The organism is Variovorax sp. YR266 (assembly GCF_900107295.1).
Lineage (GTDB): Bacteria > Pseudomonadota > Gammaproteobacteria > Burkholderiales > Burkholderiaceae_C > Variovorax.
Window position 1 is genome coordinate 23,288 of the sequence record NZ_FNPM01000013.1, and the last position, 13,314, is coordinate 36,601.

The following is a 13,314-nucleotide window of genomic DNA, read 5'->3' on the forward strand; positions in this document are numbered from 1 at the left end:
GCCCGGCCGTCAGGCGGCGATCTTTTCGACGAGCCCCATCTCGTCGCTGGACATCAAGCGGTCGATGTCCACCAGGATCAGCATCCGCTCTTCCAGCGTGCCCAGCCCGATCAGGTAGTCGGCGTCCAGCACCGAGCCCATCTCCGGCGCAGGCTTGATCTGCTCGCCCGTCAGCGTGATCACGTCCGACACGCTGTCCACCACCATGCCCACCACGCGCCCTGCGATGTTCAGCACGATCACCACCGTGAACTGGTCGTACGTCGGGTCGCCCAGCTTGAACTTGATGCGCATGTCGATGATCGGAACGATGATCCCGCGCAGGTTCACCACACCCTTGATGTACTCCGGCGCGTTCGCTATGCGCGTCACCGCGTCGTAGCCGCGCAGCTCCTGCACCTTCTGGATGTCTATGCCGTATTCCTCTTCGCCCAGCTTGAAGGTCACGACCTCCAGGCGGCTGCCTGCTGCGGTTTCTTGGGTCTTTGCCATGGGGTTTCCTTGATGTGGTGTGCGCGAGCGCGACTCACCCGAATTTCTGCATGATGCGAACGAGCTTCTCGCCATAGCGCGGATCGGTGGCGTAGCCCGCGCGCTGCAGGCCGTGCGCGGCCTCGGTCGGGTCGTCGGTGGCCAGCACGTTCGCGTAGCGCGGGTTGCGGGTGATGAAACGCGCGTAGTCGGCGAAGGCTTCTTCGTACGAGGCGTAGGCGCGGAACTTGGCGCGCACCTTCTGCGGCTCGCCGTCGACGTATTCTGTGGTGGTGGTTTCGACCGTTGCGCCCTTCCAGCTGCGGTCGGCCTTGATGCCGAACAGGTTGAAGCTCTGCGTGCCGTCGTCGGCGCGAATCTCCCGCTTGCCCCAGCCGGATTCGAGCGCGGCCTGCGCAAGGATCAGCGGCGCGGGCACACCGCTGGCCGTGCTGGCAGCCTGCGCAGACGCACCCATGCGGCCCACGAAATCATCGACCTGCCCTTGCAGCGAGGCATTCGCACTACCAGCACCGGGTGCGCGGCGCTCGCTGTTGAATTGATAGACGCTCAGGTCGGCCCCCACGCGGGCAGTCGGCGCCGAGCCAATGGGAATGCCTGCGCGCGGACCGTACGGCAAGCCGCCGCGCGGTTCGAGCGACATGGGCTTGGTGCCGATTTCGGCGTCGGCATCCGCATCGGGCGGACCCGACGGCATGCTGCGCCGCAGCTGCGCGAGCATGGCCTCGGCCAGCCCCACGCCGCGCCCCGAAAGGCTCTGCGTGAGCTGCTGGTCGAACATCGAGAGGTACACCTTCTGGTCCTGGCTCTCGAACAGCCCGCTGGAGGGCGTTGCCTCGCGCATGCTCTTGAGCACCATGTTCATGAACAGCGCCTCGAACTGCCGCGAGACCTGCTGCAGGCCTTCTTCCGGCGAGGTGCGCACGGTGCGCCGCAGGGCATCGACGCCCTGCACGTCGAGCGCGAAGCGCTGGTCGAGCGCGCCGCTGCGGTCGGTAGTGGCCGGTAGCGTCATCGCATCGACCTCAGATGATTTCCAGCTCGGCGCTCAGTGCGCCGGCCGACTTCATGGCCTGGAGAATGGACACCAGGTCCTGCGGATTCGCGCCCAGGCTGTTGAGGCCCTTCACCACGTCCGACAACGACGCGCCACCGCGCACCATCTGGATCGCACCGCCGCCCTGGTTCACCGAGATCTGCGATGTCTGCGCCACCACCGTGCTGCCGCCCGAAAGCGCCCCCGGCTGGCTGATGACTGGCTCGGTGTTGATGACCACCGACAGGTTGCCGTGCGCAACGGCGCAGTCCTTCACGCGAACGGCCTGGTTCATCACCACCGACCCGGTGCGCGCATTGACCACCACCCGGGCCCCGGCTTGCGTGGGCGTCACTTCAATATCTTCGAGCCGCGCGAGAAAACCCACGCGCTGCTGTGGCTCCGGCGCACGCACGCGAATCGACCGTGCATCGACCGCCTCGGCCGTGCCCGAGCCGAACTGCCGGTTGATCGCATCGACCGCACGCTGCGTGGTGCCGAAGTCCGACCGGTTGAGCTCGATGGAGAAGGTGCCTTCGGCACCAACAGGCGCTTCCACAGTGCGCTCCACCAGCGCGCCAGCCGGAATGCGACCCGAGCTCAGCTGGTTGACCTGCACCTTGCTCCCGTTGGCCGCGGCACCCGCGCCGCCGACCACCATGTTCCCCTGCGCCACTGCATAGGTCGCCCCATCGACACCCTTCAGCGGCGTCATCAGCAGCGTGCCCCCACGCAGGCTCTTCGCATTGCCCATCGAAGACACAGTCACGTCGATGTTCTGCCCCGGCCGCGCGAACGAAGGCAGCGTAGCCGTCACCATCACCGCCGCCACGTTCTTCAGCTGCATGTTCACGCCCTGCGGAATCGTGATGCCCAGCTGCTGCAGCATGTTGTTCAGGCTCTGCGTGGTGAACGGCGTCTGCATAGTCTGGTCGCCAGTACCGTCCAGACCCACCATCAGCCCGTACCCGATCAACGGGTTGTCCCGCACCCCCTGAATGCTGGCGAGCTCCTTGAGCCGCTCTGCATGCACAGGCGCAAAAAACAAAGCACCCAACACGGCCAACGCCGCGATGCGCAAGCGAGCCGAAAAATTCGTGGAATGCCGCGGAACCGGCTTCGCCGGGCCGCAGGCATTGCCCCCTGCAAGGGGGGGGGAGTAACGACACGAAGTGCGCGAAGCCTGGGGGTTTTTCATATTCAAAATGGCATGACGTTGAGGAAGATGCGCTGCATCCATCCCATGGTCTGCGCCTCGTCGATGTAGCCCTTGGCCGAGTACTCGATGCGCGCATCGGCCACCAGCGTCGAAGGCACGGTGTTGTTGCCCGACACGGTGCGCGGGTTCACCACGCCCGAGAAGCGGATGTACTCGGTGCCCTGGTTGATGCCCATCTGCTTCTCGCCGCTCACCAGCAGGTTGCCGTTGCCCATCACGTCCGTCACCGTGACCGTGATCACGCCGTTGAAGGTGTTGTTGGCGTTGGCTCCGCCCTTGGCGTCGAGCTTGTTGGTGCCCGAGAGATTCGTGCCCTGTCCATCGAGCAGGCCGCCGATGAGCTTGGGAATGGCGGAGAACACGCCCGTCGTGCTGCCCGTGCGGCTGGCGTTGGCGCCGGAGTTCTTGGTGGCGTTGACCTTCTCGCTGATGACGATGGTCAGGATGTCGCCGACGTTGCGCGGGCGGCGGTCTTCGAACAGTGCATTGGCGCCAGGGCCGTCCTGGAAGATCGCGCCGGGCGCGCGGCGCGGCTGCATTGCCGCGTAGTTGTCGGCGCGCGCCGTCATCGGCTGATGCACCAGCGGCTCGCGCGGAATCTGCGCGCAGCCCGTGGCCAGCACTGCGGCGGCAAGCAGCAGCGCCCTCGCGGCCGCGCCACTCCCACGAAGAAGACGCACACCCCGCAACATCACAGCTGGGCCAGGCGCTGCAGCATCTGGTCCGAAGTCTGGACCGCCTTGCTGTTGATTTCGTACGAACGCTGCGTCGCGATCATGTTGACCAGCTCTTCCACCACGTTCACGTTCGAGGCTTCGACGTAGCCCTGGCTCAGCACGCCAGCGCCGTCGATGCCGGGATTCACCTGGTTGGGCGCACCGGAAGCATCGGTCTCGGCATACAGGTTCTCGCCCTTGCTCTGCAGGCCCGTCGGGTTCACGAAAGTCGCAAGCTGAAGCTGGCCGACCTGCACGGTGTTCGTGCTGCCCGCCTGCACCACCGAGACGATGCCGTCGCGGCCCACCGTGATGCTGGTGGCGTTGGCCGGAATGGTGATGGCCGGCTGCACGGGAAAGCCGCTGGCCGTAACGAGCTGGCCGTCGCGGTCGGTCTGGAACGAGCCGTCGCGCGTGTACGAGGTGGTGCCGTCGGGCATCAGCACCTGGAAGAAACCGCTGCCGTTGATGGCCACGTCGGTAGGCTTGTCGGTCTTGGTGAGGTTGCCTTGCGAGTGGATGCGCTCGGTGGCAACCACGTGCACGCCGGTGCCGACCTGCAGGCCCGAAGGCAGGCGGGTCTGGTCCGACGACTGGCCACCGACCTGGCGCAGGTTCTGGTAGACCAGGTCTTCGAACACGGCGCGGCTGCGCTTGAAGCCGGTGGTGCCGACGTTGGCGAGGTTGTTCGAAACCACGTCGAGCTGCGTCTGCTGCGCGTCGAGGCCGGTCTTGGCGATGTAGAGGGAGCGAATCATTTTTTGAAGAATCCTGCGGGTGTGTTGCGGGGCGGGCTGCTACGGATCAGCGGATCAGCCGTAGGCCAGCAGCTTGTTGGCGGCCTGCGCATTGGTGTCGGCGGTCTGCAGCGACTTCATCTGCATCTCGAAGCTGCGCGCGTTGGCGATCATTGCCACCATGGCCTCGACCGGGTTGACGTTGCTGCCCTCGACCACGCCGGTAACGAGCGTGACGGCCTCGTCGGCCTCGGCGGGTGGCTGGCCGGCGCGCATGCGGAACAGGCCGTCGTCGCCGCGTTCGAGATCGGCGACCGGCGGGTTGACCAGCTTGAGGCGGCCCACTTCGGCAATGCCCGTGAGCGTGGTCGAAGATGCGTCGCGCGAACCCACCAGCCCGTTGGTGGCAATGCTCACGCTGGAGCCGGGCGGAACGGTGAGCGCGCCGTTGTCGCCGACCACCGGGCGCCCGCCCATGGTGGTGAGCTGGCCGTCGGCGCTGATCTGCAGGTTGCCCACGCGGGTGTAGGCCTCGCCGCCATCGGCCGTCTGCACCACCAGCCAGCCCTCGCCGCTCACGGCCACGTCGAGCTCGCGGCCGGTTTCGGTCAGCGGGCCGTGGGTGAAGTCGGCGCCGGGCGTGGTGGCCGCCACGAAGGCGCGCGTGGGCGCCTCCTGGCCGACCACGGGCACCGCGCGGAAGTTGGCAATCTGCGCGCGGAAGCCCGGCGTGGAAACGTTCGCCATGTTGTTGGCAACCGAGGCCTGCTGTTCCATGACCTGCTTGGCGCCGCTCATGGCGACATACAACATTCGATCCACTGGGTGCTCCTGGTGTCAGTCGTTCTGCGTTGCTGTTGCCGCGTCAGCGGATGTTCATCAGCGTCTGCATGACCTGGTCCTGCGTCTTCACGGTCTGCGCGTTGGCCTGGTAGTTGCGCTGCGCGACGATCAGGTTGACCAGCTCGGAGGTGAGGTCGACGTTGGACGACTCGAGCGCGCCCGACTGCAGCGCGCCGAGCTTGGTGCCTTCGCCCGGGGTGCCGGTGAGCGCGTTGCCCGAGGCCTGCGTTTCAGCCCACACGTTGTCGCCCTTGGGCTCCAGGCCGTTCGGGTTGGCGAACGACGACAGCACGATCTGGCCCAGCAGCTTGGTCTGTTCGTTGGAGAACTTGCCGGTGATGGTGCCGTCGGCGTTGATCGAGAACGAGGTGAGTTCGCCCGAGCGGTAGCCGTCCTGCGCGAGCTTGCTCATGGCGTTGGCCGCGCCGAACTGCGTGGTGCCCGAGAGGTCGACCGTGGCGCTCAGCGCCGCGGCGCCGTTGGTGAAGGTGATGGGGCCGATGTTCAGCTGGCCGTTGGCCGGCGCGGTCATCTTGCCGGCGGAGTCGAAGGTCAGCGTGGTGAGCGCTGCGCCGGCGTTGAGCGCCGCGCCGTCGGAGGTGCCGTACACGCTCCAGGTGTTGGCGGGGGTGGCGCTCTTCACGAAGTACACGGACACGTCGTGCGGGTTGCCCAGCGAGTCGTAGATGGGACCGACGGCGTTCGAGTAGTTGAAGGTGTCGGAATCGGCCGCGTTGAAGGGCGTCTTGGTGGGCGTGGTGAGGCGCGCGTCGAGGTTGAACTCGGCGTTGATGCCGGTCGTGGCCTTGGGCGTCATGGCCGCGGTCGGGATCTGGATGGCCGCCGGCGTGCCGCCGCTGATGCCGCCGCTGGCGTTCACGCCGAAGCCGGTGAGGCGCAGGCCCGATGCGTTGACGATGTAGCCGTCCTTGTCGCGCGTGAACTGGCCGTTGCGCGAGTACATGACTTCACCGCTGGGGCTGCTCAGGCGGAAGAAGCCGTCGCCGTTGAGGATGGCCACGTCCAGCGGGCGGCTGCTCGACTGCGTCACGCCCTGCGTGAAGTTCTGCGTCACGCCCGACACCGATGCGCCCAGGCCGACGCGCGAGCCCGCGTACACGTCCTGGAAGGTGGCGGCGGCCGACTTGAAGCCGACGGTGCCCGAGTTGGCGATGTTGTTGCCGATGACGTCGAGGTTGGCTGCGGCCACGCCGAGTCCGCTGATGCCCTGGGAAAAAGCCATGTTGGTTCCTTGGTTCGATGCTGCGTTGAATGCGTTTTGAGAAAAAAGCTCAGAGGAACAGCCGCACGTCGGACAGGCTGATGTTGTTGCCCGTCATCAGTTCGAGCGAGACCCCGTTGGTGCCCTGCTTGACCGCGGCCACCTGCGAGAAGGTGAGCGAGGTGGCCTTCACGGTCGCGCTGCCGTTGGTGGCGTCGACGGTGAAGCGGTAGGCGCCCGCGGGCACCACGGCGCCCGTGTCGTCCTTGCCGTCCCATGTGACGGCGTTGACGCCTTCGGTCATGGAGCCGGCGCTGATGGTGCGAACGACCTTGCCGGTGCCGTCGACGATCTTGATGTCGACGTCGGAGGCGGTGCCGGGCAGCTCCACGGCAAAGGCCTGCGAGGCAGGTTCCTTGCCCTCTTCGGGAGCCTTGGTGGTGAGCGTGTCGCCCGGCGACAGCACGTTGTAGCCAATCAGCGAGGTAGCCTGCAGCAGCTGGTTGGAGCTGGTCTGGTTCACCAGGCCGGAGAGCGTGCTGTTGAGCTTCTCGATGCCGCTCACGGTGCTCATCTGCGCGAGCTGCGAGGTGAGCTCGGCGTTCTGCATCGGGTTGAGCGGGTCCTGGTTGTTCAGCTGCGTGACGAGCAGCTTGAGAAAGCGCTGCTCGCTGTCTTCGTTCGAGACGTTGCTGCTGGTCGCCGCTGAAGTGGCGTTCTGACCGGTGATGGACGAGGTGTCGGAGATGGCCATGGCGTGGTGCCTGTTCTGTTCTGGTGGATCTGATGAATCTGGCGAGAGGTTTACTGGCCGATGGACAGCGTCTTGACCATCAGCGTCTTGGCCGTGTTGAGCACCTCGACGTTGGCCTGGTAGCTGCGCGAGGCGGAAATCATGTTGGTCATCTCCTCGACCACGTTGACGTTGGGCATCGCCACGTAGCCTTCGGCGTTGGCGTGCGGGCTCTTCGGATCGAACACGAGCCGCGGCGGCGACTGGTCTTCGATGACGCCCGCGACCTTGACGCCGCCGATGTCCCCGGCGCCGTATGCCGACGGCTCGACCTGGAACACCACCTGCTTCGCGCGGTAAGGCATGCCGTCGGGGCCGGCCACGCTCTCGGCGTTGGCCATGTTGCTGGCGGTCACGTTCATGCGCTGCGATTGCGCGGTCATGGCGGAGCCCGCCACGTTGAAGATGTTCATGGAAGTGCTGTTGAAGGGCATGGTGGCGGCCGCTCTTCTTTCTTGTTACTGCTGGATCGCCGAGAGCAGCGACTTGATCTTCGAATTGATGACGGTGAGGTTGGACTCGTAGCGCAGCGCGTTGTCGGCAAAGGCGATGCGCTCGACGTCCATCTCTACGGTGTTGCCGTCGAGGCTCGACTGGTTGGGCACGCGGTAGAGCAGGTCTTTGTCGGACGCGGCTTGCGCCTGCCCTGCAAGGTGGCGCGACGAGGTGGTGGCCAGCGACACCGACTGCGCCGACGCGCGGCCGCGCTCGACGGCTTCGCTCAGGCGCGAGCCGAAGTCGAAGTCGCGCGCCTTGTAGTTGGGCGTGTCTGCATGGGCGATATTGGCCGCGAGCACTTCCTGGCGCTCGGCGCGGAGGTTGAGGGCTTCGCGGTTGAAACGAAGCGCCGCATCCAGCTTGTCGATCATCTTTTTTCCATCCGTTGAGGCGTCGCCAATGCGCAAGCGCAGCGACAGATGGAAAGCGAGTCTATGCATGCATCGCGTTTGCAATCGCCCGAACAAAGGGGGTTTTCGCCTGCTGCTCGCACCTTCGATCGGCGGGCGGATTTCTAGAATTTCCGGGCGGCGGCATGCGCCCTCTTGCTGTGGCGCGCCGCAATCCAGGCCCTCTTTTCCGACACACCCGATGACCCTCTTCAAGCTTCGCAACCGCAGCCTGCCGGCACTGGTGGCCATGGTGTGCACGGCGTCCGCGTTCGCCGCCGCTGCCGATGCCAATGCCGCCGATGTCAATACGGTCATCGAGAAATACCTGCAGGTGCAGACAGCGGGTTTGCCAGGCAAGGTGACGATCAACATCGACGCACGCAGCACCTCCAACCTGCCCGCCTGCGATGCGCCAGAGGCCTTTCTGCCGCCGGGCGCGACGCCCTGGGGGCGCGTGTCGGTGGGCGTTCGCTGCCAGGCGGAGCGGCCGTGGACGCGCTTCGTGCAGGCACACGTCGCGGTGGAAGGCAGCTATTTCGTGGCCGCGCGCGCCATCGATTCGGGCCGCCCGCTGGGCGCGGGCGACGTTACCGAGCGCACCGGCGACCTCACTCGGCTGCCGCGCTCGGTCATCACCAGCGCGGCCGAACTGGCCGGCGTGGTGACGGTCAACCGGGTGGCGCCGGGCGCGCCGCTGCGCAAGGAGCTGGTACGCGGCGTTACCGTCATCCAGCAGGGGCAGGCGGTGAAGGTCGTGGCGCAGGGCCAGGGCTTCGTCGTCAGCACCGAGGGCAAGGCCATGACCGGGGCCGTCGTCGGCGCCGTGGTGCAGGCCAAGACCCGCGACGGACGGCTGGTCAGCGGCGTGGCGGACGAAGAGGGGCAGATCCAGCTCGCCCAGTAAGCAGCTTCGTGCACGCCCTGCCTAAAGTTCTTGCCCAAGCTGCCGATATACGGGTCAGCCCCTGAGGAATCACCTTGAAAATCGATCAACCCGCCCCTTCGGCCACGCCCCCTCATCGCCCAACGCCCGCGCCGGGCGCGGCTACGGTGACCGGCGCCGATGCCGCCCAGCGCCCCAAGGAGGCGGCGCCGGCTTCCGCGCACGTTCATTCGCTGCCCAGCGCCGCGGGCACCGCCAGCGATTTCGACGCGGCCCGCGTGGCGGCGATCCGCGAGGACATCCGCGCGGGGCGCTACCAGATCCGCCCCGAGCGCATTGCCGACGGCTTGCTGGCAAGCGTGCGAGACCTGCTCGACCCCAGGCTCGACCCGAACAGCGGCAAGGGCGGCAACGAATGAAACCCACCCTGCTGACCCACCTGCGCACCGAGACTGCCTGCATCGAGGAATTCCTGTCGGTGCTGGACCGCGAGGCCCAGGCGATGTCGGACGGCGCGTTCACCGACCTCGCGGCCATTGCCGGCCAGAAGACCGTGCTGCTCGACCGCATGGCCGAGCTGGACACGCAGCGCGAAGCCATGCAGGCGGCGCTGGGCTTCGAGCCTGGCCGCGTGGGTGCCGATGCTGCCGCAGCAGCCGGCGGCCCGGACGTGGCGCAAGCCTGGGCTGCACTGCTGGAGCTTGCCGGGCAGGCAAGAGGCCACAACCTGCGCAACGGCTCGATGGTCTACGCGCATCTCGATTTCACGCAACAGGCCCTGCACTTCCTGCAGGCCAGCGCGCAGCTGTTCTACGGACCGGACGGCGTGCGCAAGACACAGGCGGGCAGCGGCAACCGCCTCGCGGCGGGCTGATCGCCGTGCGGGCCGGGCTGCTGGTCATGCTGTGGCTGTGCGCCACCGCCCTGCCTGGCGTGGCGAGCGCGGCGGACGGCGTGCTTGTCACCAACGTGGCGCCGGGCGCCCTGCCGGGCGACGCGGTCAACCTCGGCCAGCTGCAACAGGTGCCCGCTGCCTTGCGCGACGTGGAACGCATCGCGTACTCAGGTACTGCGATGGCCGTAGCCATGTCGGCTGCGTACGTGCCCACGCTCTACCCCGGCGAGAAGACGGTGGGCCTGGCCGTCGGCACCTACAAGGGCTACACGGCGGCGAGCCTCGGCTTCAAGACCCTGTCGGACGACGGGCAGATGGCCTGGGGCATGGCCATCGCCAATGCAGGCCGGGACTGGGGCTTCAACGCCGGCATCGGCTGGAAGCTGCCGCGCGCGGGCGACCGCTGAAGCAGCCCTTCCACCCTCACCATCACCAACACACGGAACCCCTCGACATCATGAACAACGACGCTCACGGCGGCTCGCGCCAGGTGGCCATGGTGGGTTGCGACGAGGCCCAGGCGCAGGCATGGGGACAACGGCTGAGCCTGATGGGCTGCGCGCCGGTTTCCTTCGACAGCAGCGACGACTTTCTGCGCGCGGTAACGCGCGGCACGCAAGGGAGCCACTTCGACCTGCTGCTGGTAGTGCTGAAGGACGAGGGCGCGTGGCCGGTGCTGACGTCGATGTGCAAGGCGCTGCGCCTGCCGATCTTCCTGGTCGCCAATGCGCTGCAGCGCGAGCTGCTGGCCGAGGTGCTGCAGGCAGCGGAGCCCGAAGCGCAGGGCGCGAGCATCGATTTCGCGGTGCTGCCGGTCGACGACTTCGAGGTGGAACTGCGCGTGCGAGAGGCGCTGCGGCGCAACGAGACGCTGCTGCATCCGCCGTCGGTGAATGCGCTGTTCGGCGACTACCAGTTCATCGGCAGCCGCAAGGTGGTGGTGCACAAGGGGCAGGACATCCGCCTGAAGCCGCGCGAATTCGAGCTGGCGCTGCTGCTGTTTCGCAATACCGGCCGGCTGCTGGAGCGCGACTGGCTGCTGGGCTCGCTGTGGATGGACTCGCAGGTCGAGCGCAGGAGCCGGGTGCTCGACTGCTGCGTGGCGAACATCCGTCGCAAGCTGTCGCTGCACAAGGACAGCGAGTTCATGCTGCACTCGGTGTACGGACGGGGCTACGAGCTTCGCCATGTGCCGGGCTCGCCGATTGCAGGCACCGTGGACGACTCGGGATTTCCGGACACGTCGAACGAGCCGATCTGGCTGGGGGAAATCTCCCAGGCACGGGCGTAGGAGCCTGTCAGGCCTGGGAATCGCTCCCGCGGCGGCGCCGGGTCGTCCATTCGTCGACGAAATACCGGGCGCGGGAGCGGACCCGCTCGAGCGCTGCTTCGCGCGAGGGCTGTTGCGTCAGCACGAACACGCAGCGCTGCACCCGTCCCTGCCGTAGTTCGGCCTTGCCGGCATAGGTGCCTTCCAGGGTCTTTTTGAGGTCCAGCCGGCACGTCCAGCCTTCAGGGAGATTGAAGTCGACGGGGTCTTGGGTCATGGCGTATCGAAGAATAGTTCTCCGCAGGCCGTTTGAAAATGTGACGATCGCCAGCCTCGAGGAACCGCCACCAATGGGCGGGTGCCTGAGCGACCTCTACCAACGCCAGCAGACCGTCCACCCGAGTATCAGCCGGCAACCTTAAGCCGAACTGAAGGCCGGAAAATAAGAGCGCTGGCGTCATGGAAGATCGCGCCACCCGAGCAAGAATTGCGGATGCAACAACTGCAGCTCGACTCGCACCAGGTTCACCTGTGGCACCTGTACGTCCCCGAACAGGACGACGACGCCACCTGCGAAGAAAAGGGCATGGCCCTGCTGGCGCCCGAAGAGCGCGAAAGGCATGGGCGCTTTCACTTCGCCCGTGACCGGCGCCGCTATCTCATGACGCGGGGGCTGATCCGCTCGCTTCTCTCCTGCTATGCACCCATCGCCCCGCAGGACTGGCAATTCGAGAACAACGCTTATGGGCGCCCCCGGATTGCCAATGCACTGCCGCAGGCGCAGCGACTTCGCTTCAATATTTCGCACAGCGCCTCGCTCATCGTGGCGGCGCTGACGGTGGAGCGCGAAGTGGGCGTGGACGTCGAGCACACGGCAAGGGCCGCGCCGCTGGAGATTGCTGAGAACTTCTTCTCCGCCAGGGAGGCGAAAGAGCTGCAGCAGCTTCCGGTCGGGCTTCAGCCTTCACGCTTCTGGGATCTCTGGACGCTCAAGGAAAGCTATATCAAGGCGCGCGGAATGGGGCTGTCTCTGCCGCTGGACCGGTTTTCCTTCAGCTTCGACGACGCCAATCGCGTGGCAATCGACTTCGAGGACGGCCTCGAGGATTCCGCAGCACGCTGGCAGTTCTGGCAGCTTCAGCCGGACAACGCGCACGCCGTGGCCCTCTGTCTTGAGCGAACTCAATCGCAAGACGTGCAGATCCTGTGCCGGAAGGCAACGCCGCTGCTTGCGTCCTTCGGGGAATTCCAGGGCACGGTGACGCGCCGGTCAGCAGGTAGCTGACTACTTGCTGGCCGACTGACCGCGCTCCGCCTCGAATTCGGCCCGGTTCCACAGGCCGAAATACAGCACCTCCGACCACTGCAAGCCGAGCGGATGCTCCGTGGCGCCGGTGCGGGTGCTGTCGCAGTCATCGTCCAGCCGCAGCCCGAAAAAGGCGTCGAGCGGGGCGGCGCGCTTCTGCATGGTCGCCTGTTTCAGCTGCCGCCCTGCCTCAGCGATGTCGGCCGGCAGGGCATCGATGGCAGCGCCCACGCGCAGGCACCGCGCGATCTCCTGCTCCACGCAGGCTCGCAGCGCCGCCTCATCTGATTCGGACATGGTGTCGAGCTCGATCGTCTCCAGCAGCAGGTAGCGGTCGCGATGGGCTTCGAGGAAGGCGATCGTCTCGTCGAGCCAGATGGGCAGATGCACCGGCGCCGTGGACGCACTCGCTGGCTCAGCGGGGGCCGCTTCCGTCTGCGGCGAAACCAGCCGCTTGAGACGCCCGAGGAAAGACACCGGCTGCGCTGAAACGGCAGGTTGCGGCTCGGGTGCTGATGCTTGCGCCGCAAGGAGAAACCGCACGATGTCGATGAAACGCCGCACGCGCTCGAAGCCCGGATCGAAGCTGCTGCTGATCGCATGGAGCCTGACCTTGTGCTCCGGCTCGTCGTCATCGAAGCCATCCGACACCAGCGAGGCACACAGCTGCGGATCGCCCGACATGAGAAGCCGGTACATGAACGGCACGTCGTACGCCCATTCGGACAGGCCCGAAATTGTTTCCGGGCGGTCGGCATATGCGCCGGGCCGATTGCTGACGCTGTAGAGATAGGAACGGTTGGCCATCTGGAACTCCCTGATTCGCGCGCCATTGTTCGAGCGCTATTGCCCGATTCTAGGAGGTAGGCCCGGCTGAATGACTATTCCCAGGAAACCTGAAATTAAGAAAAAACTTCAACAAAATCAAAGACGCACCAATAAGAGGCATCACTTTTTTGTCGCCGCCGATATCAAAATAGTGATTCAGAAAAATAACTACATTGAAAAAATA

At 66.0% G+C, this 13,314-nt stretch carries 18 protein-coding genes; 6 read left to right on the forward strand and 12 right to left on the reverse strand.

Annotation, left to right across the window (positions count from 1 at the left end):
- Window positions 1–9: 9 nt before the first annotated feature.
- The 10 genes from BLW48_RS27390 to flgB all read right to left on the reverse strand — a co-directional run bounded on the left by BLW48_RS27390 (window position 10) and on the right by flgB (window position 7,927).
- Window positions 10–492 carry a chemotaxis protein CheW gene (locus BLW48_RS27390; RefSeq protein ID WP_093077315.1) on the reverse strand — a complete coding sequence of 161 codons (483 nt, stop codon included), beginning with the start codon at window positions 490–492 and terminating at the stop codon, window positions 10–12.
- 34 nt (window positions 493–526) lie between these two features.
- Entirely contained in the window at window positions 527–1,507 is a 981-nt protein-coding gene (gene flgJ / locus BLW48_RS27395; protein ID WP_093178599.1) for a flagellar assembly peptidoglycan hydrolase FlgJ, read from the reverse strand.
- 10 nt (window positions 1,508–1,517) lie between these two features.
- A complete protein-coding gene (locus BLW48_RS27400; RefSeq protein WP_093178601.1) occupies window positions 1,518–2,609 on the reverse strand; it encodes a flagellar basal body P-ring protein FlgI in 1,092 nt (363 codons plus the stop codon).
- A 119-nt stretch (window positions 2,610–2,728) separates the two neighbouring features.
- On the reverse strand, window positions 2,729–3,439 hold the full coding sequence (locus BLW48_RS27405; protein ID WP_093178603.1) for a flagellar basal body L-ring protein FlgH: 711 nt from the start codon (window positions 3,437–3,439) through the stop codon (window positions 2,729–2,731).
- Entirely contained in the window at window positions 3,439–4,221 is a 783-nt protein-coding gene (gene flgG, locus BLW48_RS27410) for a flagellar basal-body rod protein FlgG (RefSeq protein ID WP_093077317.1), read from the reverse strand. The genes BLW48_RS27405 and flgG overlap by 1 nt, the downstream gene beginning before the upstream one ends.
- A gap of 54 nt (window positions 4,222–4,275) precedes the next feature.
- The gene (flgF, locus tag BLW48_RS27415) at window positions 4,276–5,022 is read right to left on the reverse strand and encodes a flagellar basal-body rod protein FlgF (protein WP_093057948.1); all 747 of its coding nucleotides are present in this window, start codon (window positions 5,020–5,022) and stop codon (window positions 4,276–4,278) included.
- A 43-nt stretch (window positions 5,023–5,065) separates the two neighbouring features.
- Entirely contained in the window at window positions 5,066–6,286 is a 1,221-nt protein-coding gene (flgE, locus tag BLW48_RS27420) for a flagellar hook protein FlgE (RefSeq protein WP_093057949.1), read from the reverse strand.
- A 49-nt stretch (window positions 6,287–6,335) separates the two neighbouring features.
- A complete protein-coding gene (locus tag BLW48_RS27425; protein WP_093178605.1) occupies window positions 6,336–7,019 on the reverse strand; it encodes a flagellar hook assembly protein FlgD in 684 nt (227 codons plus the stop codon).
- 50 nt (window positions 7,020–7,069) lie between these two features.
- Window positions 7,070–7,492, reverse strand: a complete 423-nt coding sequence (gene flgC / locus BLW48_RS27430; RefSeq protein WP_093057951.1) for a flagellar basal body rod protein FlgC — start codon at window positions 7,490–7,492, stop codon at window positions 7,070–7,072.
- Between the two features lie 24 nt (window positions 7,493–7,516).
- Entirely contained in the window at window positions 7,517–7,927 is a 411-nt protein-coding gene (gene flgB, locus BLW48_RS27435; RefSeq protein ID WP_093057952.1) for a flagellar basal body rod protein FlgB, read from the reverse strand.
- A gap of 220 nt (window positions 7,928–8,147) precedes the next feature.
- On the opposite strand from flgB, the gene flgA reads away from it, so the two are divergent.
- The 5 genes from flgA (at window position 8,148) to BLW48_RS27460 (ending at window position 11,017) form a co-directional block, all read left to right on the forward strand.
- On the forward strand, window positions 8,148–8,852 hold the full coding sequence (gene flgA, locus BLW48_RS27440) for a flagellar basal body P-ring formation chaperone FlgA (protein ID WP_093178606.1): 705 nt from the start codon (window positions 8,148–8,150) through the stop codon (window positions 8,850–8,852).
- A 74-nt stretch (window positions 8,853–8,926) separates the two neighbouring features.
- Complete coding sequence (gene flgM / locus BLW48_RS27445; protein ID WP_093178608.1) at window positions 8,927–9,250, forward strand: flagellar biosynthesis anti-sigma factor FlgM; 324 nt, start codon at window positions 8,927–8,929, stop codon at window positions 9,248–9,250.
- On the forward strand, window positions 9,247–9,705 hold the full coding sequence (locus BLW48_RS27450; RefSeq protein WP_177142426.1) for a flagella synthesis protein FlgN: 459 nt from the start codon (window positions 9,247–9,249) through the stop codon (window positions 9,703–9,705). Before flgM ends, BLW48_RS27450 begins: the two co-directional genes overlap by 4 nt.
- 5 nt (window positions 9,706–9,710) lie before the next feature.
- Window positions 9,711–10,133, forward strand: coding sequence for a YadA-like family protein (locus BLW48_RS27455; protein WP_256330950.1), 423 nt, complete (start codon window positions 9,711–9,713; stop codon window positions 10,131–10,133).
- Window positions 10,134–10,183: 50 nt separating this feature from the next.
- Window positions 10,184–11,017 (forward strand): winged helix-turn-helix domain-containing protein, encoded by an 834-nt coding sequence (locus tag BLW48_RS27460; protein WP_093178610.1) that lies wholly within the window; start codon window positions 10,184–10,186, stop codon window positions 11,015–11,017.
- 7 nt (window positions 11,018–11,024) lie between these two features.
- On the opposite strand, the gene BLW48_RS27465 is transcribed toward BLW48_RS27460, so the two are convergent.
- Window positions 11,025–11,273 carry a hypothetical protein gene (locus BLW48_RS27465; RefSeq protein WP_093057956.1) on the reverse strand — a complete coding sequence of 83 codons (249 nt, stop codon included), beginning with the start codon at window positions 11,271–11,273 and terminating at the stop codon, window positions 11,025–11,027.
- A gap of 216 nt (window positions 11,274–11,489) precedes the next feature.
- Between BLW48_RS27465 and BLW48_RS27470 the strand changes: the two genes are divergently transcribed.
- A complete protein-coding gene (locus BLW48_RS27470) occupies window positions 11,490–12,281 on the forward strand; it encodes a 4'-phosphopantetheinyl transferase family protein (RefSeq protein WP_093178612.1) in 792 nt (263 codons plus the stop codon).
- Here the strand turns inward: BLW48_RS27470 and BLW48_RS27475 are convergent, their stop codons facing one another.
- Entirely contained in the window at window positions 12,282–13,109 is an 828-nt protein-coding gene (locus tag BLW48_RS27475; RefSeq protein WP_093178614.1) for a DUF7822 domain-containing protein, read from the reverse strand. It abuts the gene before it with no gap.
- Between the last annotated feature and the right edge of the window lie 205 nt (window positions 13,110–13,314).